The organism is Rhizobium sp. SVR5-9E, from assembly GCF_056755095.1.
Genome location: NZ_JBNDHS010000058.1, coordinates 22,190 through 40,589, shown reverse-complemented (window position 1 = coordinate 40,589; position 18,400 = coordinate 22,190). Strand labels below are relative to the sequence as shown.

General features: G+C 59.3%; 16 protein-coding genes and 11 pseudogenes. 9 read left to right on the top strand and 18 right to left on the bottom strand.

Features of this window, described 5'->3' with window-relative positions; genetic code table 11:
• Positions 1–509: 509 nt before the first annotated feature.
• The 7 genes from ACPYOJ_RS23040 to ACPYOJ_RS23010 form a co-directional block, all read right to left on the bottom strand.
• Complete coding sequence (locus ACPYOJ_RS23040) at positions 510–704, bottom strand: hypothetical protein (RefSeq protein WP_481418304.1); 195 nt, start codon at positions 702–704, stop codon at positions 510–512.
• 316 nt (positions 705–1,020) lie between these two features.
• Positions 1,021–2,406, bottom strand: a complete 1,386-nt coding sequence (locus tag ACPYOJ_RS23035; protein WP_481418303.1) for a DegQ family serine endoprotease — start codon at positions 2,404–2,406, stop codon at positions 1,021–1,023.
• A gap of 70 nt (positions 2,407–2,476) precedes the next feature.
• Positions 2,477–2,842, bottom strand: a complete 366-nt coding sequence (locus tag ACPYOJ_RS23030; RefSeq protein ID WP_481418302.1) for an SPW repeat protein — start codon at positions 2,840–2,842, stop codon at positions 2,477–2,479.
• A gap of 32 nt (positions 2,843–2,874) precedes the next feature.
• Positions 2,875–3,060, bottom strand: a complete 186-nt coding sequence (locus tag ACPYOJ_RS23025) for a hypothetical protein (protein ID WP_481418301.1) — start codon at positions 3,058–3,060, stop codon at positions 2,875–2,877.
• Positions 3,061–3,201: 141 nt separating this feature from the next.
• Entirely contained in the window at positions 3,202–3,369 is a 168-nt protein-coding gene (locus tag ACPYOJ_RS23020) for a hypothetical protein (protein ID WP_481418300.1), read from the bottom strand.
• A 71-nt stretch (positions 3,370–3,440) separates the two neighbouring features.
• A complete protein-coding gene (locus ACPYOJ_RS23015; RefSeq protein WP_481418299.1) occupies positions 3,441–3,950 on the bottom strand; it encodes an Hsp20/alpha crystallin family protein in 510 nt (169 codons plus the stop codon).
• 90 nt (positions 3,951–4,040) lie between these two features.
• The gene (locus ACPYOJ_RS23010) at positions 4,041–4,514 is read right to left on the bottom strand and encodes an Hsp20 family protein (RefSeq protein ID WP_481418298.1); all 474 of its coding nucleotides are present in this window, start codon (positions 4,512–4,514) and stop codon (positions 4,041–4,043) included.
• Positions 4,515–4,723: 209 nt separating this feature from the next.
• Here ACPYOJ_RS23010 and ACPYOJ_RS23005 point away from each other — a divergent pair.
• Positions 4,724–4,950 (top strand): annotated as a pseudogene (locus ACPYOJ_RS23005) (hypothetical protein).
• Between the two features lie 40 nt (positions 4,951–4,990).
• On the opposite strand, the gene ACPYOJ_RS23000 reads toward ACPYOJ_RS23005, so the two are convergent.
• The 4 genes and pseudogenes from ACPYOJ_RS23000 to ACPYOJ_RS22985 all read right to left on the bottom strand — a co-directional run.
• Positions 4,991–7,195 carry an amylo-alpha-1,6-glucosidase gene (locus tag ACPYOJ_RS23000; protein ID WP_481418297.1) on the bottom strand — a complete coding sequence of 735 codons (2,205 nt, stop codon included), beginning with the start codon at positions 7,193–7,195 and terminating at the stop codon, positions 4,991–4,993.
• A 9-nt stretch (positions 7,196–7,204) separates the two neighbouring features.
• Entirely contained in the window at positions 7,205–8,299 is a 1,095-nt protein-coding gene (locus tag ACPYOJ_RS22995) for a glycosyltransferase family 4 protein (protein ID WP_481418296.1), read from the bottom strand.
• Positions 8,300–8,381: 82 nt separating this feature from the next.
• Positions 8,382–8,804: a hypothetical protein gene (locus ACPYOJ_RS22990; protein ID WP_481418295.1), complete on the bottom strand. Its 423-nt coding sequence runs from the start codon at positions 8,802–8,804 to the stop codon at positions 8,382–8,384.
• Between the two features lie 371 nt (positions 8,805–9,175).
• Positions 9,176–9,259: pseudogene (locus ACPYOJ_RS22985) on the bottom strand (co-chaperone GroES); the annotation flags it as partial.
• A 268-nt stretch (positions 9,260–9,527) separates the two neighbouring features.
• On the opposite strand from ACPYOJ_RS22985, the gene ACPYOJ_RS22980 reads away from it, so the two are divergent.
• The 4 genes and pseudogenes from ACPYOJ_RS22980 to ACPYOJ_RS22965 form a co-directional block, all read left to right on the top strand.
• The gene (locus ACPYOJ_RS22980; RefSeq protein ID WP_481418294.1) at positions 9,528–9,758 is read left to right on the top strand and encodes an aspartate-semialdehyde dehydrogenase; all 231 of its coding nucleotides are present in this window, start codon (positions 9,528–9,530) and stop codon (positions 9,756–9,758) included.
• A gap of 95 nt (positions 9,759–9,853) precedes the next feature.
• Positions 9,854–10,143: pseudogene (locus ACPYOJ_RS22975) on the top strand (hypothetical protein).
• A 396-nt stretch (positions 10,144–10,539) separates the two neighbouring features.
• A pseudogene (locus ACPYOJ_RS22970) lies at positions 10,540–10,845 on the top strand (DUF982 domain-containing protein); the annotation flags it as partial.
• Between the two features lie 76 nt (positions 10,846–10,921).
• A pseudogene (locus ACPYOJ_RS22965) lies at positions 10,922–11,260 on the top strand (alpha-ketoglutarate-dependent dioxygenase AlkB); the annotation flags it as partial.
• Here the strand turns inward: ACPYOJ_RS22965 and ACPYOJ_RS22960 are convergent.
• A complete protein-coding gene (locus tag ACPYOJ_RS22960) occupies positions 11,257–11,574 on the bottom strand; it encodes a plasmid stabilization protein (protein WP_481418293.1) in 318 nt (105 codons plus the stop codon). The pseudogene ACPYOJ_RS22965 and the gene ACPYOJ_RS22960 overlap by 4 nt on opposite strands.
• Before the next feature lie 145 nt (positions 11,575–11,719).
• Between ACPYOJ_RS22960 and ACPYOJ_RS22955 the strand changes: the two genes are divergently transcribed.
• Positions 11,720–12,613, top strand: a complete 894-nt coding sequence (locus ACPYOJ_RS22955) for an SDR family oxidoreductase (protein ID WP_481418292.1) — start codon at positions 11,720–11,722, stop codon at positions 12,611–12,613.
• Between the two features lie 40 nt (positions 12,614–12,653).
• Positions 12,654–12,857 (top strand): annotated as a pseudogene (locus ACPYOJ_RS22950) (alpha/beta fold hydrolase); the annotation flags it as partial.
• A gap of 424 nt (positions 12,858–13,281) precedes the next feature.
• Here the strand turns inward: ACPYOJ_RS22950 and ACPYOJ_RS22945 are convergent.
• The 3 genes and pseudogenes from ACPYOJ_RS22945 to xth all read right to left on the bottom strand — a co-directional run.
• Complete coding sequence (locus tag ACPYOJ_RS22945; protein WP_481418291.1) at positions 13,282–13,434, bottom strand: hypothetical protein; 153 nt, start codon at positions 13,432–13,434, stop codon at positions 13,282–13,284.
• Between the two features lie 12 nt (positions 13,435–13,446).
• A complete protein-coding gene (locus ACPYOJ_RS22940; RefSeq protein ID WP_481418290.1) occupies positions 13,447–13,692 on the bottom strand; it encodes a hypothetical protein in 246 nt (81 codons plus the stop codon).
• 87 nt (positions 13,693–13,779) lie between these two features.
• Positions 13,780–14,462: pseudogene (xth, locus tag ACPYOJ_RS22935) on the bottom strand (exodeoxyribonuclease III); the annotation flags it as partial.
• A gap of 1 nt (position 14,463) precedes the next feature.
• On the opposite strand from xth, the pseudogene ACPYOJ_RS22930 reads away from it, so the two are divergent.
• A pseudogene (locus tag ACPYOJ_RS22930) lies at positions 14,464–14,747 on the top strand (OB-fold nucleic acid binding domain-containing protein); the annotation flags it as partial.
• Here ACPYOJ_RS22930 and ACPYOJ_RS22925 read toward each other — a convergent pair.
• Together ACPYOJ_RS22925 and ACPYOJ_RS22920 are read right to left on the bottom strand one after the other, a co-directional pair.
• Positions 14,657–14,886 (bottom strand): annotated as a pseudogene (locus ACPYOJ_RS22925) (DUF3175 domain-containing protein); the annotation flags it as partial. The pseudogenes ACPYOJ_RS22930 and ACPYOJ_RS22925 sit on opposite strands and share 91 nt — an antisense overlap.
• 43 nt (positions 14,887–14,929) lie before the next feature.
• Positions 14,930–15,251, bottom strand: a pseudogene (locus ACPYOJ_RS22920) (plasmid stabilization protein).
• Positions 15,252–15,438: 187 nt separating this feature from the next.
• Here ACPYOJ_RS22920 and ACPYOJ_RS22915 point away from each other — a divergent pair.
• Entirely contained in the window at positions 15,439–17,226 is a 1,788-nt protein-coding gene (locus ACPYOJ_RS22915; protein WP_481418289.1) for a thiamine pyrophosphate-requiring protein, read from the top strand.
• Between the two features lie 191 nt (positions 17,227–17,417).
• Here ACPYOJ_RS22915 and ACPYOJ_RS22910 read toward each other — a convergent pair.
• Positions 17,418–18,383: pseudogene (locus ACPYOJ_RS22910) on the bottom strand (IS5 family transposase).
• Positions 18,384–18,400: the final 17 nt, after the last annotated feature.

Here is an 18,400-nt window from a genome sequence, read left to right as displayed (position 1 = left end):
GTGACATACGCTCACGCCAGCTTCCGTTCGTGATGCACTTCCCGTGCGATCCGATCTCCGGCGTGTCAATGCCCGAGACGAAAGGAACACCTTCCCCAACAGTCGCATATTCTGAGCGTCGCACTGGACGGTATTGCCGTGACAGCCGTCAATGAAGTACAGACGAGTAATTCCGCTATCACTGGCTGTCCTCAATGCAGCTTCTTCGGCGCGTCTTCGATCATTTCGAGGATTTGGACCATGCCCAACACCGCATGCGACATTATCTAGCCTGACTTTTCGGCCGGCTCTCCCGTGCGACGATCGATGATGGTCCAGCTGCCATCGGCTTCCTGCATGGTGGAAATCCGGTTCTGCTTCACGCTTCGCCTCCTTGGTGAAGGGTAAAGTCAAACAAGGAAGGCGGCTGGGGTCTAGTCGCGCCTTCACGTTTAAGCGGTCGTACTTCGGCGACCAGCCACGAACCATCCCGCGGCTAATCGCGCTTTCCGTCAATGCAAGCTGAAGTTTCAGGTGCGGATGTCGGCCAGCAGCGTTGCTATCGACTGACCCATCGGTGCTCCGGAACCCATGTCGTAGGCGCCGGCAACGAAGAGGTGATGCACCTGCTCGATTGCCGCCCCGGCCTTCAACGCAGCAAGCAGACGTGGGTGCGCGTCGCTGATCGTGACTTCACAAGGCGGTGTCCAATAGGTGCCTTGCACCAATTCTTCTTCGTTCGGCTGCCGGGCATATCCGTTCTCCATTCCTAAAAGTGTTTAGCTACCGGCCGGGACGCCGTATGTTCTTATTATGTTCTTGTCTTAGGAGGAGTCAACAAGGCGCGACTATGAAGCGTCGAAGCAGGTTCAGCGCTTTGGGCTATCAGAGCGATGACCGACCCTAGACGCGCAATGTGCCTGACGCTCGCTGTGTCTATTGACATGGTTTCGGCTTCACTGATCGCGTCGCGGCAGCTTATATATGGTTGACGCTGCCGCCAAAGCGCAAAAGTTAAAATACCTGCGATGTCTTGGCGGGTTATCGGATCACCAATAGAAGATGAGCCCCGTCGCGCAAAAGTTCGACGGCCGTAGTAGCTCCGTTGGTGCCGAGAGCACTCCGCAGCTCTGCTACCGACGAGACCGGCACCCTGTTGACCGCTACGATCATGTCACCCGTGCGAAGTCCGGAACGATCGGCCGCGCTTTCTCCAGCAACCCTCTCGATGACCACACCCGAAGTTCCTACGGCATTGGATTCGGCAGCAGTAGCATCCCGCAACGTCGCGCCGGCAAGGGGCGTGCCTGCGAAATCAGCCGACGCGGGAGCATAGCTGGCGATGGTCACGTCGATCTCGTGCTGTTCGTCGCCACGCTTCACGGCCAGCCGGACCTTGGTTCCAGCGGGTGTCAGGCCGATCCTATTCCTGAGATCGGTCGAGCCATGCACGGGACGTCCGTCGATTGCCGTCACCACATCGCCAGTCTTCAATCCCGCCTGCTCGGCCGATGATCCGGCTTCGACATTGGCAATCAGCGCGCCGCGCAGATCGCCGAGCTTGAGGGCCTCTGCAACGTCCGGCGCGAGGTCTTGGATACCGATGCCGAGCCTGCCGCGCTGGACCTCGCCATGGGCGATCAACTGCTTCATCACCGTCACCGCCATGCTGCTGGGGACTGCAAAGCCGATGCCGACGTTGGCGCCGGCGGGGCTGAGGATCGCTGTATTGACCCCGATGAGCTTGCCGTCGAGTGACACCAGCGCGCCCCCGGAATTGCCGGGGTTGATCGAGGCGTCGGTCTGGATGAAGTCCTCATAGCCTTCGATGTTCAATCCGCTCCGCCCGAGCGCGCTGACGATGCCGGAAGTCACCGTCTGGCCGAGACCAAAAGGGTTGCCGATGGCGACGACGTAGTCGCCTACCTTGAGGCCATCGGAATCGCCCATCTGGATCGCAGTAAGGTTTTTCGCGTCGATCCGGAGCAAGGCGATGTCGGTCTCCTTGTCGCTACCGATGAGCTTTGCGGGCAGCTGACGTCCATCCTTCAGCGTCACGGAGATTTTCGTCCCGGCATCGACGACATGATGATTGGTCAGCACATATCCTTTAGCGGCGTCGACGATGACGCCCGAGCCGGCGCTCATCCTGGCTTGCGGTTGCTGCTCCGGCAGATTGAAGAAGCGGCGAAAGTTGGGGTCGCTGTAAAGCGGATTGTTCTCGGCGGGCGAACGCGAGACTACCGCGATGTTGACGACGGCTGGCGTCACATGCTCAAGCATCGGCGCCAAGGTCGGAAGGTGGGCGGAAACCGTGGTGGACTCTGTCGGTTGCCCGAAGATCGGGTTGATTGTGAACAGGACGGCTCCGGCGGCGATGGCTGTGGAAGCGGCAATCGTACGGAGCCTCGGGGCGAGATCGAACATCGGTTGCTCCTTGAATCTGATTGTTTCCTAGGAAGAACGGGTCCGGCGGCCCGGACCCGTTCTGGTTCAGTTAGACACTGGACAGCGGGTGGTTATGGCTGAACCAGATGCTGCCAGCCGCCAGTACTGCGACGACAATGCCGGCAATCACGTGCGCCCACATCGCTGCGGTCACAGCCGTGAAGCCGAGGACCCACGGAGCGACCACGGCCCATAGGCCGAGCACCAGGTTCACCCATTCCTCCGCCTCATAGAAGGCGTAGAGCGCAGCGACGGCGACCAGGGCTATGGCCGCGCCGACAATCCAGGCATTCCATCCTGCATAGGCCTCGGCTGTGAAGCCAAGCAGCCATGGCGAGATAAGAAGACCAAGACCGGCAACGATGTTCACGATATCGAATACCGTCCGGTTTTCCGAAGACAGGGATCTGAACATGATTCATTCCTCCTTTCGGTTGGTTGGCATCATCAATGGACCGTCTCCTGGAGAGAAGAGGCGGGTGAGGCAGCGGCGTCGTTGCCGCCGCCGCGAAGCGGAGTTTTGGAATCGGGGCAGGCAAGCTGCGTCGCTTCTCCCGATCCGGTCAGAACCAGTCCGAGTTCATCCGAGGTGAAGACGCCCTGCGCGATGTCATGCAGCGCAAGGTCGCTCATGCCAGTCGCCGCGGCGTTGAGTCTCGGCTGAGCGCCACGAGCGAGCGCGCGACGGCGTGCGGCTGCCGCAAGCGTTAGCGCAAACCTGTTTGGAAGAACCCTTTCGCAATCGAAGACGACATATGGATCCATGGTTGAACCTCACGCGGCGTTTCGATCGATCGCACCGTGGAAATTCCGCCGCTCGACATCGCGTTCGAGCGCGAGCAGCGCCTGCTCGACCTCGTTTAGCGACGGTCGCTTGTTCTCCGGTATGCCAGCAGACGTCGGCGTGTTGGTTTCGTGGTGTAAATCTCTTGCAATCTCCATCGTTCATCCCTCCCTTTGGCGAAGGTCACTGGCGGCCGCTATCGGGCCGGCCGCCTGGTTGAGTGGTTCGATTAGTTCTTGATGGCGGTGCGCTTGACCTGCGATTGCGCCTTCTCGCTCTTCGGCAAGGTCACCGTCAACACACCGTTCTTGAAGCGGGCATCGACCTGATCGTCCCTGACCTCGACGCCGAGCGAGATGCGGCGCTCGAAGCGGCCGTAATAGCGCTCGGTAAACTGGCGATCCTTGTCTTCGGTCTCGGAGCGCTTCTCGCCCTTCAACGTCAACACACCGTCATTGAGCAGGACCTCGATGTCCTTCTCTTCAAGGCCGGGCACTTCGGCGGTCACCTTGATCTCCTTGTCGGTGTCGGAGATCTCCACGCTCGGCCAGCCGGCACTAAAGCTGGAGCCGCTGCCGAAGGATTGTAGGCCAGAGCCAAAGCCGCGGAAGACGTCGTCGAACAGGCGGTTCACCTCGCGGTGCAACGACAGGAAGGGATCACGGTCGTCGTCGCGCAGGACACTTGGAACCTGGTCACCGTTGTCGCGGCCCCAGGGAATCAAATCACGCATACTCATGATTTTCTCCTTTCTGATGGTTCGCTTGGCAAAGCTTCACTGCTGGGCCGAGCCTAGCCCGGCGCCAGTGCGCTTATTGTGGTGGAAGCCTTAAGCCGCCTGCTTCTCGGCCTCGATCTGCTTCGTCTGAGTCATGGGCAGCGTATCGGTTGCGATCTCGATCTTGCGCGGCTTCATCTCTTCCGGGATTTCGCGCTTGAGGTCGATGGTCAGAAGACCATTGACAAGCCCGGCGCCCACGACCTTGACGTGGTCGGCGAGCTCGAACCGGCGCTGGAACGAGCGGCCGGCGATGCCGCGATGCAGATACTGCACATCTTCAGCATTCGCCTTCTGGCCCGATACGACGAGCATGTTCTGCTCCTGGGTAATCGTCAGTTCGTCCTGCGAGAAGCCCGCCACTGCCATAGCAATGCGGTAATCGTCCTCACCGGACTTGACGATGTCGTAGGGCGGCCAGTTGTCGATCGACTCGACACGGCTTGCAGTTTCGAGCGCATTCAGTATCCGGTCGAAACCGACGCTCGACCGGAACAGGGGAGAAAAATCGAGGTTTGTCCTCATAGCCATATCCTCCTTATAAGCAACATGGACACAAGGAGACGCCAAGAGCACTTGGCCGCTTCCTGGACTTGTCGATTCCCATTGGGCAATCGAACAATATTGATATAATTCAGGGAGTTAGTGTTTCAAGGGGAGTGAATTTCCTCGGTGAAAAAATTGAATTTCTCCGAGACGCCACCATATTTGAGCCGAGGCAAAGAGAGGCGCAAATGGCTACGACAATGACTTCAGACGACGTCATCGCCATTCTTGGGCCTGTCGATGAAATTCTGGTGGCGGAGGTCAGGCGACAGGTGCGACGCAGGCTGAACTCGCTGAGGCATTTGCGTGGGCTAACAACGACGAAGCCTTGATGGGCGAAGGGCGGCGTCTGCCGATCGGCAGGACCGTCGCCCTGGTTGACCTGTTGTTTTCGGACGAGGAGGAGTTGGAATAGCTAAGGCAGGCGCCCCTGCCTCCTTGAGGGGTTGCCTCGCCTATACCGTCGTCAGCACCCGAACGTCGCCTCGGCGATCGATGACGTCGACCACGACATGGCGACCGGATCGGCGGACGGTGACATCAGCGGCGCCATTGCCGATCTGCAGGCGCCGCAGGGTCACCTCGTCAAGAAAAGAAGGCAATTGCGGCTGGTTGAAACTGATGTGCAGGGCATTCGGATCGAAGGCGAGGCCCACGCAGGATTGTAGCAGGAAGAGTGGCGCCGCGGCTGCCCACGCCTGTGGAGAGCATGCAACCGGATAGAAGGTCGGCCCCTGTGCGCGCTGACGCGGCAGTCCGCAGAAGAGTTCCGGAAGGCGGCGCAGGTCGATATAGGTCGAGGCGGCAAACAGGCCCTCGAATATCCGCGCCGCTTCCGTCCGGTAGCCATAGCGGGCAAGGCCGCTGGCGATCAGGGCATTGTCATGCGGCCAGATCGAACCGTTATGATAACTCATGGGATTGTAGCGTATCTCAGTGGAAGGCACGGTGCGGATGCCCCATCCACAGAAAGACGAGGCACTCATCAGCGTGCGGGAGACCTGTGCGGCTCGTTCCGGATAGGCGATGCCGGTAAACAGCGCATGGCCGGCGTTCGAGGATCGGACCTGGCAGGGTCGCTTGTCTCCGTCGAGCGCCAGCACATAGGTGCCGAGGGCCTCGTCAAAGAAGCTCGTATCGAAAGCACGACGTAGGCCCTCAGCCCGCGCAAGGAACTTTGCCGCCCGTTCCAGCCGGCCAAGCCGGAGGAAGATGTCCGCTGCGGCCTTCCAAGCGCCATAGACATAAGCCTGGACTTCAGCGATCGCAATCGGCCCTCGGGCAAGCGTTCCGTTCGCATGGAAGACGGAGTCGTGACTGTCCTTCCACGCTTGATTGATCAGGCCTTCGTCCGTCTGCCGCCCGTATTCGACAAACCCGTCACCATCGCGGTCGCCGTGCTCGTCTATCCATGTCAGCGCCGCGTCGATATGTGGCAGCAGCCGGTCGATGGTCGATAGATCACCGGTCCGGCCGAGGTATTCACCGGCCAGCATCACAAACAGCGGCGTCGAATCGATGCTGCCGTAATAGCGCCGGAAGGGAACCTCGCCAAGCTCGGCCATCTCGCCGTAACGCACCTCGTGCAGGATCTTGCCCGGCTCGGCATCGGAGGCGGGATCGATCTCGGTCGCCTGATTGGCTGCCACATGCCCAAGGACGCCGCGGGCGATGTACGGATCGAACCAAAGGGTTTCAAGCGCGGTGATCAGCGCGTCACGGCCGAACACTGTGCTGAACCAGGGAATACCGGCATAGGGATATGGTCCTTCCGGCTTATCGGTGATCAGCATGTAGAGGTCCGAAACACTGCGACGGGCCATTTCGTTGAAGATCTCGTTGGATGTCGCGATAGACACGACACGCGAGGAAGAGGCGCGCAACGCGCGGCGGGCATCGCGCAGCGCCAAGAAGAAGGAACGATGGCTTGGGTCGCCATCGGTCTGGTCGCAGCCAATTTGCAGGAAGAGCGATCTTGTCTCATGCGGCTCAAGATGCAGATTGTAGGCGACAAGATCGCTGCGGACGTCGTCGGGTTGTGGATCGAAGGACAGGCGGGCGGATCGCTTCCGGTCATCGAGGCCGGTGTAGGAAAGAACGATCGAATCCCGCTCTATGACGGCGGGAAGATGGCGTCCTTTGCGTGCTCTTGCGGTGCCGCGAACCTCGAAGAGATCTGCGAAATCGGCTCCGAAGGAGATTTCGATGCGAACGTGCTGCCGCCGGTCGTCATAGTTCCTGACCGCCAAGCGTTCATGGCAACACTGGTTCCAGAGAAGTCGGGTCCTGCGAATGTGAATGAGATCATGGCCAAGCATGAACTTGCCCTTCTCATCGAAGATATCAGGATTGGTCAGATCGCATGTCAGTGTGGCATTGTCGTCTCGCAGTGTCGACGACAACAACATCGGTCGCTCGCCGTTGATCGTCAGATAGAGATGTGAGAGATATCGGGTATCGCGGTGGAAGAGGCCTTCCGGGCTTCCGGGCCCGGAAAGCGCGTCACCGTTGTGGTCGAAGACAGCGAAGGTATCGCCGTGCTTCAGCGTGCGCGGCCGCCGCTCCTGCAGCGAAGCGGTGGCCGGAATGAAGAACTGAGCAAGCGGCGACTGCGCTGGCGTCCCCGATGTGCCGTTAATGCTTGTTATCGCGCTCGACATGACCTCTCCCTATGCGACGACCTGCAGGCCGGCAGCAGCCCCGTTGGATCGGCGCATGCGTGCCGCATGAGTGCGAACACCTGGCAGGGAGCGGTAGATATCGAGGTAGTCGCGCGCCATGCGTTTTGCAGAAAAGCGCTTTTCGAACGTCTCACGAACCTTGCGACGATCCATACGCAGCGCCCATCCGACGTTTTCCACGGCTTCGCTGACTGTATCGACGATGATACCGGAGGCACCGGCGTCGACCACTTCCGGCACGGAACCGCAGCCGAACGCAATAACGGGGGTGCCGCATGCCATAGCCTCGATCATTACCAGCCCGAACGGTTCTGGCCAGTCGATCGGGAAGAGTAGCGCACCCGCATTGCCGAGAAACTCCGCCTTCTGATGTTCATTGATCTCGCCGACGAATTCCACGTTTGGATGGCTCTTCACCAGGGGCTCGATCACCGTTTCCCAGTATGCCCTGTCGGCATTGTCAATCTTCGCAGCGATCTTCAGCGGCATCCCTGCTTTAGCAGCAATCTGAATGGCGCGATCCGGCCGCTTTTCCGGCGATATCCGTCCGAGGAAGGCGAGATATTTGCCCTTGGGTTTTTCAGTGAATGGCAGCAGGTCGACCGGTAGGCCATGGTAGACCGTTCCCGACCAGTTGACCGGCGGCATCGGGCGGCGCTGGTCGTTGGAGATCGAGACAAGCGGAATATCGGGAAAAGCCTTGTAGAAGGGCTTGAGGTCCGGCAGGTCGAGCCGGCCGTGCAGCGTCGTGACCGTGCGATCGGCAAAGTCTCCGATCAGCGGGAAATGCAGGAGATCGATATGGAAGTGCAGCACATCAAATTCGTGCGCCCGCCGGCGGATCTCCTCCAGCATCACGACCTGATGCGGCAGGTGATCCCTGACAGCCGGGTTGAGCCTGAGCGCGACGTCCGAGCACGCCACCAGCTTGGCGTTGGTGACGGAGTCGCCGCTGGCAAAAAGAGTGACCTCATGGCCTTGGGCGACAAGTTCTTCGGTGAGATAGCAAACAATGCGCTCCGTTCCCCCATAAAGCTTGGGCGGAACGCTTTCGGCGAGTGGTGCGATCTGAGCGATCTTCATCGGCAAAACCTCCTCAATCGAGCAAAGAGTCGTCGAAAATCATGCCCGCGTCCTCAATAGGCACGCGGTAGGTTAGCCGCAGTTATGTCTCGAACGGCAGGCGGCGGCGATCTCCTTTCCGGTAGTTGCACAGGCCAAAGCCGCCAAACCGGCGCATTTCTGGTCTACGGCGATGGGCTCTGCGGACATTGAAAGAACTGGCAGAGCCTTGCTCTCCAGATTGCTGATAGTGCTTGTCCAAGGTTTTCAGCGCTTCAATGATCTCATCATAGGAGACGGCTTTATCCGTACCAGGATAAAGACGAAGAGCCGGAATGGACTCGATGGCGAAGATGTCGGACGCCCAGGATGCGAGAATAGCTCGCTTCTCGTCATCGCCAATGTGGTCGGCCGCAAGCACGTCACGAGGGTGACCGAAATGTTCGGCCGGCTGAAGCAGATGCCCGGCGCTCAGCGCTGCTGCGGCGCCGTAGTTGGTTTTACGGTTATTGATGTCCTCTCTCATCTTCTGGCTCCATAGATAAATCGATGGTACCTGGGTTCATTTTCCGCAGCTCGCCAAAGGAGCGCGCCACGCTCTTCACGAGCCACCGGTATGGCGGCGATTTCTCATCGCCTCTGACAAAAGCAGGTCGCGGTCTCGCACGCCCCTGTTAAACAGTCTGGCGACCGTTGTCGTCAGCGCTCCGATAGAGGTTGGGTCGCCCGTAATCCTTGTTGCTCCGGCAATCCCTTTAACGACGCTGGCGCACAGGCGGGCCTCTTCTTTCGACGGTAAGCTCATATATACTCCGCAAGTGGCTCGCCCCAGGCGGTGAGGCGAGCCTGTCTCGATAGCTTGGTAGTCCATGCCGGCGCCAGCGGGCAGGGCCGGATCGGCATGATGATGCCGCCTTTGGTCTTTTCTTCGGAATCGACCCGGCGGACGAGAATGCGATCATGAAGCGGTCGGAACGACATGTTTTCCTCCAATGGACAAGAAAATGACGCTGATCCCCGAGCCGGACCGGATGACCAGTCCGGGCGGGTGCGAACCTCACTCGAGCGTTCGTGCGAAAAATTTATTTTTGTGGTTTTTCGATTTCAAGAGGGCGAACCAAAAAATTAGCACTCACGCTACATGGCTGCTAACCTGCTACAAAGGAACAACAAACTGGTGTTCTGCGTTAAAAAAATCCGTTGATGGCGGCTAAATTTTGCGCCACCTTCGGAGTGTCATGAAACGGAGATGAAGCATGCAATTTTCATCGGATCTGGAGCGTCAGATTTCGAATCCGTTCTGCAGATCTATGTCTGGCAGGACTACGATCTGGCTCCCGATTTTCCCGAGATGCACAAGTTCCTGGATTTCTGGCAGGAAAGCCTCGACGGGCCGCTGCATTCCGTCCGCTATACCCATCAGCGTCTGATGGGACCGAACGAATGGCGCCGTGTCGAGGGCGAGTTCAGGCTTCACTGAGGTCTTGAAACAGAATTTTTCTCTTCCTAGCTCTTTCGCCGCCGAGGCTTGATGAGCTCGGTCAGCATCGCGCGTCTGTTCAGAGTGAGACCGATATGGAAGAGAAGATCAAAATTATCAAAGACCTCAGCATTGAGGAACGGGAAGAGGTTTTTGCCGATATTGCGCGTGCCCTGGAGGGTACCGCACGCGAGGCCTATGTCGAAGGCAACCGCCACTTCGCCGCACTTTCGGCGAACATGGCGCAGGCAATTCGCGTCAATGCCGACGAACTGGCCCGTGACGATGTGCAGAATGCCGAGCGCGTGCTGCTGCAGGCGACGGCCATGATCTCGCAGTTCAACCCGTCCATCCTTTCCGTTTGGTCAGCCATGCCGTGCACTGAGCTTGCCCCGACCGTATGTGATGAAGGAATGACCACCGCGAAGCTTTAATCGAGAACTATCCGCCGAATTCGGCGGCCGGTGTGGCTGTCGAGGATACTCCCGTTCCATCGTCCCGCTTTCTGGCGATGTAACGGGATCGACTTAGGATCCATTGTCACCTCTTGGCTATGCGGAGATGATGACTTTGAAAAATGGGGAGCCGACGATTTGTCCGCTGCATGCAGCATGGAAACCCTTTTGTCTGCGAGAACAAGCAATTTTTTCTCGCAGCAGCTCTTGAATCGGAAATTTCCAAAACCAAATCGATTGCCACCAGCCGCTGAAGACGAAACGGCGGCTTGCTCTTACAATATCATTCCGAGGAGAAGACTCGTGGCATTGGAAGGAGGAAGAAAATGCCGCTCAATGATGTTCCATGGACCCCTCCGGCGACGATCCGACTGCAGTGCGGATTGGAGCGCACGTTCACAGGCGTTTATGACGCGCTCGACTTTTTGGAAAACGAATGGCCTCTGCGCCACGGTGAGCGTCACGAGCGCGCCGTAAAAACTTGCCGTGGAGCGCTGAACGGTATCGTGCCCGCCGTCATTGCCCTGGAGGCGTTCATGGCGGCTTGTCTCGAGGCGGGGATGCCGGCCGTCGTGGCAGCCTGGAAGATGGCAGCCGCCGCGCGCCGCGCGAATAGCGTCCATATAGTCGCTGATAAGCCTTCGGGCTCGCCTCTTTTGGAGGCGGGCCTTCCGCCGCACCGCACAAAACACCAGCGGCCGCACCGTTGCCGGCATCGCGCCGGATAAACTGCAGCAGGCTCTCATCACCGAATATGCACCCGGTGCGCCGATCGGCTGGCACCGAGACAAAAAGGTCTTCGGGCGGATTGTCGGGGTTTCTCTGTTGTCGCCCTGCACCTTCAGGCTTACGCGCGGTGCCGGAGAGCGATGGGAGCGCATCTCGGTGATTGCCGAACCCGGCTCTGCCCACGTGCTCTCGGAACCTGCGCGTAGCGAATGGGAGCATTCCATCCCGCCTGTCGATCAGCTTCGCTATTCGATCACCGGGATATCGGCTGATCGAGAGGTGCCAGCGACGGGCCCCGGTGTCAGCACGGCAATCTAATGATGCGCGTGTTCTGCATTGCGTTTCCGGGTTGCTGCAGCCTTCTTCGCCGATGCCGAGCGATCGGCAGCAGATCGAGATGCAGCGGCCTTTCCACCCTTCTCGCCACCCTTATGGGCGGCGGGGTGACCGGTATGCTTTCCTTGCCCGGATCCGCCGGCCTTCTTGCCGCCGCCGTCGTCCTTGTTGACGGTCGCCCAGGCGCGACGCTCGGCCTCTTTCTCCGAAACGCCGCGGTCCTCATAGCTTTCGGCGATGTGATCTGCCTTACGTTCCTGCTTGTCCGTGTATTTCGATTTGTCACCTCGGGGCATGATGCTTCCTCCTTGGTTGATGATCAAAACGAACGAATCCTTGCGCGGATAGTTCCCCGGCGTTGCGATCCAGGAACAAACATCCCCAAGCCGCGTTCGCGAATTGCCACGATCCAATCAGCCCAAAACAGAACTTGGTGTGATGATGAACGACAAAGCCTCTCTGAACGACCCACGCAACTTATATCCCGCGCCTCCGTTCCCCGACCAGCCGCAAGCCGCTCCCGGGCTTGCCCGCAAGATGGACCCCGCACCGGACCACGGCGAAGAAAGCTATCGGGGCTCCGGCAAGCTCCAAGCTCGGAAGGCGCTCGTCACCGGCGGCGATTCCGGGATCGGCCGCGCCGCGGCGATCGCTTTTGCCCGCGAAGGTGCGGATGTCGCGATCTCTTACCTTCCGGAAGAGGAAGCGGATGCGAAAGAGGTGATCCGGTTGATCGAGGCGGAGGGCCGAAAGGCAGTCGCGCTTCCCGGCGACATCAAGGAAGAGGCGTGGTGCCGTGAGCTGGTCGAAAAGGCCATGTCTGATCTGGGCGGCCTCGACATCCTGGTGATCAATGCCGGCCGTCAACAATACCGCGAGAACATCGAGGAGCTGTCGACGGACGATTTCGACAAGACCATGAAGACCAACCTCTACGCGCTGCATTGGATTGCCCAAGCCGCCGTGCCGCATATGCCGGCAGGATCCGCTGTGATTACGACCGCCTCCATCCAGGCCTATCAGCCGTCGCCGATCCTGCTCGATTACGCGACGACGAAGGCGGGTATCGTGGCCTATACCAAGGCGCTCGCCAAGCAGTTGATCGAGCGCGGCATCCGCGCCAATGTCGTGGCACCCGGCCCCGTCTGGACGGTGCTTCAGCCAAGCGGCGGTCAGCCTGACGAGAAGGTGAAGAACTTCGGCAAGGACAGCGACTTTGGTCGACCCGGCCAGCCTGTCGAACTTGCTCCTGTCTTCGTGCTCCTCGCCTCGCAGGAAGCCAGCTTCATCAACGGCGAGGTGTACGGCGTTACCGGCGGCAAGGGCGTTGCATGATTAATCGGCCTGCAGGATAACCATGTTTAAGGATCCAGATTTGAAGCACGTGCGCGCTGGTGTGCTCGATATTGCATACTTCGAACTCGGCCCGGCAGAAGGTGTCCCGACGATCCTGCTTCATGGATTCTCCTAGGACGCGCATGCGGATGACGAGGTGGCAAGCAATCTCGCCGCCTCAGGGCACCGCTGCATCGTACCGTTCCTTCGCGGCTACGGCGCGACCCGCTTCCTGTCGGCGGAGAAGCACCCACGACGTTGCGGACGCAGTCCGAGAATTGCGCCCGGTGGGACAAGTCCAGCCTTCGTGAAAAGACTACCGAAGTTTTGCCTCGATGGCTCGATCGTCAGCTGCAGCCTTGGCTGACCTCCGATAAAATTCTGTTCCACCAGCTCCATCATTTCCAGGCGCTCAACGACTTTCTCCAAGAGCCGCTTGTCACCCACGAGCCTGCCTATTGCCACCTTTCGATGGCGTCTGAAAAAGGCGATCACTGTCATTGCTTCCCGCTGTGTCCGGGTAAGGCTCTTTATGTTTTTCGTGGGTCAAGACGATTGCTGGCTTGCAGCATGTGCGCTAACCTTCCGATCGCGTCACGGTCGTGTCGGCTAACGGCCAGTCGTTCGATGGCTCCTCGACCTCGTCTTCGGCTGGATCGGGATCGCGGTCATAGGCAAGTCGCCGCTTTGCGATGACCTCCTGAGGTCTCGATCACCGTTACCTTTCCGTTACCTTCACTCGCAAACCGGTTGATGATCTCGACGACAAGATCATCGAGATGCTGAAACAATCGTTCGGCGTTGTCGGGTCTTTCTGTCACGATGAACGCTCCTCAGATATCTGTCCGCCGCTGCTGCCAGTCCTTATATGGCGCCAGAAGCTGGCCGGGGAATCGATCCTCAATGGCGGTCTCGACCATGGCGATCTGAGCGAAGACATCGCTTTCGTTGCGATCTTCGGGACGAATGCTCTCGCTTGTCTCTTCGAGCTTCTCCATCAGGGCGAATACTTCCTCGTCCGTCATCGCTGCCAGACGATCCGCGAAATCTGCGGCGTCGAATTCTTGTTGAGCGGGCATTACGTCACTCCTCTGATTTCGTCCGCAGACACCGTCGCAAGGCCGAGGCGCCTGGTGATGATCGCGGCGCGTCTCGTTTGAGATATGTTATCCGTCATCCAGTTCAATCCACACCGGGGCATGGTCGCTGGTGTGCTCCCATGCACGCGCAAACTTATCGACGCCGCATGCTAACAGCCGTTCGCGCGGTGACGGGCTGAGCAGGAAATGGTCGATGCGAAGGCCGGCGTCTCGGGCGAAGGCGTTGCGGAAATACCTCCAGAACGTGTAGATCCGGTCTTCGGGATGCAGCAGCCGGATGGCATCCGCCCACCCCATGGCAATGAGCTCGGCGTACGCGGCCCGGACCTCCGGGCGGAACAGGGCATCCTCGCGCCAACGCTCGGGCGCGTAGACGTCGAGGTCTGTCGGCATGACGTTGAATCGCCGACCAGGGCGACAGGCACATCGAGTTCGAACAGCTCGGCGGCTAGGAATGCAGGCGCTCGAACCAGCGAAGTTTATAATCGAACTTCGGCCCGGGCGCTGGATTACCCTTTGGCAAATAGAGGCAGCCGATGACGATGCCGTCGATGGCGGCCTCGATATAGCGGCTGTGACTGTTGATCGTCTGGCAGCCCGCGCCGCGTTTCCCGCGGCTCCTGATCGCGGGCGAGGATCGCCACGCCGGTCCAGGACTTCTGACCGTGCCAGATGGCGCCGTACCCGGCGCGCTCGATCTCGCGGTGGGGAAACTTCTCGTCAGGCGCCTTCAGTTCCTGAAGGCAGACATGGGTCTATACCGCCGGACTTGTATTGGTTCGGCAAAAGCCGGGATCGGCAAAAGGTGTCATGTTCATTACGATCGAGGACGAGTCCGGGCCGGCCAATCTCGTCATCTGGCCTTTGAAAAACGCCGGCGAATCGTCCTCGGATCCTGGATGATGGCGATCAATGGCCGGATCCAGCGGGAAGGGGAGGTCGTCCTGCCGAAGTCCTTGCGCAATTCGCCCTTTGCACGGTCAAGTGTCGCCAGACGGGATTTGGACAGCTGCTTGCCGGATCGATTGATGTAGAAGGTCAGCATCGACATCGGCGGAATGTTAAGCGAATCCGCGATCTTGGGGCTGCGTTGTTTGAAGAGGCCGCCCTCGAGGTCTAATCGCTATTGTCGGTCACGTCCTGCGACCACTTCTTTGATTTCTTTTTCGGCATGGGAGGCCTCCTCAAGGAACAGCGCATCGGTGACGACGCTATGTCAGGCTGAATGATGTGCGTGACGTTCGTTGCTCTTCCGTGTCGCAGCCGCCTTTTTTGCCGAAGCAAAACGCTCTTCCTTGGTTCGCGATGCAGCCGCAGCACCTCCGTTGCGTCCACCCTTTTCGAATGAGGCATGGTTTTCGGTATGGCCGCGGCCGGAGCCAGACTTCTTTCCGCCACCGCTTTCCTTGTTGACGGTGGCCCAGGCACGGCGCTCGGCCTCTTTTTCGGAAACGCCACGATCTTCGTAGCCTTCCCTCGATATGTTCCGCCTTGCGCTTTTGCTTGTCGGTATAGGCAGATTTGTCACCTTGGTACATGGAACATCTCCCCAGCTGATGTGGATCAAACTTCCGAGGCCAATTTGAACATCGAGCGGCTGATCCCATGTTCAGCCGCATCGCCGGCTTGCGGCGTTTTGGCCGGCCCTTTCTCGCAAGCGGAACCAAGGCGGGCAGCAGGGGTTTGTTGGCACATACCGTGACTACCTATCGAGAGGCATTTTCCATGACGCAGACCGTCGGTGATTTCATTGTTGCCCGTCTTAACGCCTGGGGCGTCCGCCGCATGTTCGGTTATCCCGGTGACGGCATCAACGGCGTGTTCGGAGCGTTGAACAGGGCCAGCGACAAGATCGAATTCATCCAAGCACGTCACGAGGAGATGGCCGCTTTCATGGCCTCTGCCTACGCAAAGTTCTCTGGCGAACTCGGCGTCTGCATCGCAACGTCAGGGCCTGGCGCCGCACATCTGGTGACCGGCATGTACGATGCCCGGGCAGATCATCAGCCGCTTCTGGCAATCGTCGGGCAGCAGGCGCGCGGTGCACTCGGTGGGCATTACCAGCAGGAAGTCGATCTCGCCGCCTTATTCAAAGATGTCGCCGGTGACTTCGTCCATCAAGCGTCCACACCGGCGCAGGTCCGTCATCTCATCGATCGTGCGGTGCGGATCGCACTGGCTAACCGCACGGTGACCGCGCTCATCCTGCCCAATGACCTGCAGGAGCTGCCCTATGAGGAGCCGGAGCGCGTTCACGGGACCGTTCATTCCGGCTTTGGCTATCGGGCACCCAAGGTCCTCCCATATGAGGAGGATCTACAGGCCGCGGCCGATGTTCTCAACGCCGGCGAGAAGGTTGCCATCCTGGTTGGCGCCGGCGCACTCGGCGCAACCGACGAGGTGATCGCTGTTGCCGATCGGCTTGGCGCAGGGGTCGCGAAAGCGCTGCTTGGCAAGGCCGTTCTTCCAGACGCGCTGCCCTGGGTTACCGGGTCGATCGGCCTGCTCGGAACCGAACCCTCCTGGGATCTGATGCTTGACTGTGACACGCTGTTGATGATCGGCTCCGGGTTTCCCTACTCAGAGTTCCTGCCCGAGGAAGGACAGGCGAAGGCTGTGCAGATCGACATTCAGGCTGGCATGCTGTCGCTTCGATATCCCATGGACGTCAATCTCGTCGGGGATGCTGCGGAAACGCTGAAGGCGCTACTGCCGATGATCGAACAAAAAGACGGCAAGTGGCGTCACACCGTCGAAAAGAACGTTTCTGCGTGGTGGAAGCTCCTCGACAAACGCGCCCATGCCGAAGCCAATCCCGTCAATCCGCAACTGGTCGCATGGGAGCTATCGTCCAGGCTGCCGGACAATGTCATTCTGACCAGCGATTCCGGTTCCTGCGCGAACTGGTATGCCCGCGATATCAAGATAAGGGCCGGGATGATGGCATCGCTCTCGGGCGGACTGGCATCGATGGGTGCCGCGGTTCCCTACGCCATCGCCGCCAAATACGCCCACCCTGACCGCCCCGTCGTCGGGCTCGTCGGCGACGGCGCCATGCAGATGAACAACATGGCTGAGCTGATCACCGTCACCAGATATTGGCGGGATTGGGCCGATCGCCGCTTCATCATCTGCGTCTTCAACAACGAAGACCTCAACCAGGTGACGTGGGAGCAGCGGGTCATGGAGGGGGATCCCAAGTTCGAGGCCTCGCAAAGCATTCCAAATGTGCCTTACCATCGGTTTGCCGAGCTCATCGGTCTCAAGGGCCTGTTTGTCGATCGCCCGGAAAACCTGGGACCCGCCTGGGACGACGCGCTTGCCTCCGACCGCCCCGTTCTGCTCGAGGTCAAAACCGACCCCGAGGTCCCGCCTATACCGCCGCATCTCACGTTCGAGCAGGTCAAGAAACTCACGACGACGCTGATGAAGGGCGATCCCAACGAGAAAGGTGTCATTCGCGGCACAGTGCGGCAGGTGTTGAGTTCAGTCCTGCCAGGGAAGCACGAATAATCGAGCGTCACGGCGGACAGGGTTGGAGGACGACGGTCGTCCGCCCCTCGAAATACATAGACGACTTCGCCCTATAAAAACCGTCCGGAACCAAACGCGCTGCAACCAGGCGCCTACTCCTCGTAATTGGCGGACGATAGCAGAAATCTCCAAAGTGAGAACGCCTCACCTGTGGACAACGGCTTCGGGCATCAGAACATCTCTTGCGTTTTCTCTTCAGACAGGTTTGCTTTCGCTTTGCCGCGGACGGATTCCGGGCGTCCGCAGGCGAGCATTCGGTTGAGAACGGCGACGCCGATGGCCACCTCTGTCAGTTGAGTGGGGCAAGAACGTGCCCGCAGGCGACGCCCGATGATCTCCTTGTATCGACTCATTGCCGTTTCAATCAAAGCCCGTTTGCCATAGCCGGTGGAGGCCTGCCATTTTAGCCGACCATCGGCCTGGATTGATGCGACATGACAATCCCGTTGGTTTACCGGCTCAGCCTCCTGTCTTGCCACGGCCGTTGCGCGCGGTGGAATGACGATCTTTGCTTCAGTACTGTGGCGCAGGACAGCGTTGTAGGTTGGATCCCCATCATAGGCGCCATCGGCGGTGAACCGGCCAATCTCATCGTCGATCTGGTCGAGCAACGGCGCCACCTGCGAGGCATCGCTGGTGTCCTGATCAGTCAACGCATGCGCAATGATTTCGCCACTGTCGGCATCAAGCGCCAGATGCAACTTGCGCCAGCCACGGCGGGACTTGGCACCATGCTTTTCTTCAAGCCATTGGCCTGCGCCATAGATCTTCAGCCCGGTGCTGTCGACCAGCACGTGAAGTGGAGCATCTGGCTCAACCCGTCGTTTGTCAGATGGTTTCCAGGTTCTTGCCCGTCGGCTGAGGGTCGTGTGATCGGGCACGGGCAGATCCAATCCCATCAGCGCAAGCACCGAACTCAAAAGCCCTTCGCTTTGGCGCAGCCGCAGTCCGAACGCTATGCCCAACATCAAGGTCGTCTCGATGGCGAGATCAGAGTAATGCCGCTGACCACCGCGTGTCGTTCGACGCGGTGCAGCTCAACCCGACAGCGCCTCCGGCGTCAACCCCAGGGTTAAGCTGCCGCGACGGCGAAGATCCGCTTCATACTCCCGCCAGTTCGCCACTTTGAATTTCATTTTGCCGATGCGATGTC

Bases quoted from the DNA above. Each gene is read 5' to 3' on its own strand.
- ACPYOJ_RS22990 (WP_481418295.1), bottom strand. From the start codon at position 8,804: ATGAGAGAGGACATCAATAACCGTAAAACCAACTACGGCGCCGCAGCA.
- ACPYOJ_RS22995 (WP_481418296.1), bottom strand. From the start codon at position 8,299: ATGAAGATCGCTCAGATCGCACCACTCGCCGAAAGCGTTCCGCCCAAG.
- ACPYOJ_RS23000 (WP_481418297.1), bottom strand. From the start codon at position 7,195: ATGTCGAGCGCGATAACAAGCATTAACGGCACATCGGGGACGCCAGCG.
- ACPYOJ_RS22960 (WP_481418293.1), bottom strand. From the start codon at position 11,574: ATGCCCCGAGGTGACAAATCGAAATACACGGACAAGCAGGAACGTAAG.
- ACPYOJ_RS23025 (WP_481418301.1), bottom strand. From the start codon at position 3,060: ATGAGCGACCTTGCGCTGCATGACATCGCGCAGGGCGTCTTCACCTCG.
- ACPYOJ_RS23030 (WP_481418302.1), bottom strand. From the start codon at position 2,842: ATGTTCAGATCCCTGTCTTCGGAAAACCGGACGGTATTCGATATCGTG.
- ACPYOJ_RS23020 (WP_481418300.1), bottom strand. From the start codon at position 3,369: ATGGAGATTGCAAGAGATTTACACCACGAAACCAACACGCCGACGTCT.
- ACPYOJ_RS23015 (WP_481418299.1), bottom strand. From the start codon at position 3,950: ATGAGTATGCGTGATTTGATTCCCTGGGGCCGCGACAACGGTGACCAG.
- ACPYOJ_RS22955 (WP_481418292.1), top strand. From the start codon at position 11,720: ATGAACGACAAAGCCTCTCTGAACGACCCACGCAACTTATATCCCGCG.
- ACPYOJ_RS23010 (WP_481418298.1), bottom strand. From the start codon at position 4,514: ATGAGGACAAACCTCGATTTTTCTCCCCTGTTCCGGTCGAGCGTCGGT.
- ACPYOJ_RS23035 (WP_481418303.1), bottom strand. From the start codon at position 2,406: ATGTTCGATCTCGCCCCGAGGCTCCGTACGATTGCCGCTTCCACAGCC.
- ACPYOJ_RS22940 (WP_481418290.1), bottom strand. From the start codon at position 13,692: ATGCCCGCTCAACAAGAATTCGACGCCGCAGATTTCGCGGATCGTCTG.
- ACPYOJ_RS22915 (WP_481418289.1), top strand. From the start codon at position 15,439: ATGACGCAGACCGTCGGTGATTTCATTGTTGCCCGTCTTAACGCCTGG.
- ACPYOJ_RS22980 (WP_481418294.1), top strand. From the start codon at position 9,528: ATGAAGCATGCAATTTTCATCGGATCTGGAGCGTCAGATTTCGAATCC.